This window comes from Hallella mizrahii, assembly GCF_009695775.1.
GTDB lineage: Bacteria > Bacteroidota > Bacteroidia > Bacteroidales > Bacteroidaceae > Prevotella > Prevotella mizrahii.
Genome location: NZ_VUNG01000108.1, coordinates 1 through 1,079 on the forward strand (window position 1 = coordinate 1; position 1,079 = coordinate 1,079).

At 51.9% G+C, this 1,079-nt stretch carries 1 protein-coding gene; it reads left to right on the top strand.

Annotation, left to right across the window (positions count from 1 at the left end):
- The first annotated feature begins 160 nt into the window (after positions 1–160).
- Positions 161–858 (top strand): IS1-like element IS1A family transposase gene (locus FYJ73_RS15660; RefSeq protein WP_103215986.1). Its coding sequence is split into 2 segments (ribosomal slippage): positions 161–410 and positions 410–858, totalling 699 coding nucleotides; the frame shifts between segments, so codons are not numbered across the junction.
- Positions 859–1,079: the final 221 nt, after the last annotated feature.

Below are 1,079 nucleotides of genomic sequence, written 5' to 3' on the forward strand. Positions count from 1 at the left end.
CTCAATGGCGGCGTAAGCAGAAAAAGGAAAATCGACGTCCAGCGCCTTCGCCAGTCGCACTAAATCATTCAAACTTTTCAGACAATGAAAAATAGGCTGGGCACCGGTGATGCTGCCAACTTACTGATTTAGTGTATGATGGTGTTTTTGAGGTGCTCCAGTGGCTTCTGTTTCTATCAGCTGTCCCTCCTGTTCAGCTACTGACGGGGTGGTGCGTAACGGCAAAAGCACCGCCGGACATCAGCGCTATCTCTGCTCTCACTGCCGTAAAACATGGCAACTGCAGTTCACTTACACCGCTTCTCAACCCGGTACGCACCAGAAAATCATTGATATGGCCATGAATGGCGTTGGATGCCGGGCAACTGCCCGCATTATGGGCGTTGGCCTCAACACGATTTTACGTCACTTAAAAAACTCAGGCCGCAGTCGGTAACCTCGCGCATACAGCCGGGCAGTGACGTCATCGTCTGCGCGGAAATGGACGAACAGTGGGGCTATGTCGGGGCTAAATCGCGCCAGCGCTGGCTGTTTTACGCGTATGACAGGCTCCGGAAGACGGTTGTTGCGCACGTATTCGGTGAACGCACTATGGCGACGCTGGGGCGTCTTATGAGCCTGCTGTCACCCTTTGACGTGGTGATATGGATGACGGATGGCTGGCCGCTGTATGAATCCCGCCTGAAGGGAAAGCTGCACGTAATCAGCAAGCGATATACGCAGCGAATTGAGCGGCATAACCTGAATCTGAGGCAGCACCTGGCACGGCTGGGACGGAAGTCGCTGTCGTTCTCAAAATCGGTGGAGCTGCATGACAAAGTCATCGGGCATTATCTGAACATAAAACACTATCAATAAGTTGGAGTCATTACCCAATAACAGAAGGCGGGCGTTGGTAACAGCGACCCGATACCCTATGAGCATTTCAATGACTACAAAACTCAGTTATGGATTTGGAGCGTTCGGGAAGGATTTTGCGATCGGCATTGTGTATATGTACCTCATGTATTACTACACCGATGTCGTCGGGCTGTCTGTGGGTTTGGTCGGTACTTTGTTTCTGGTGGCGAGGATCTGGG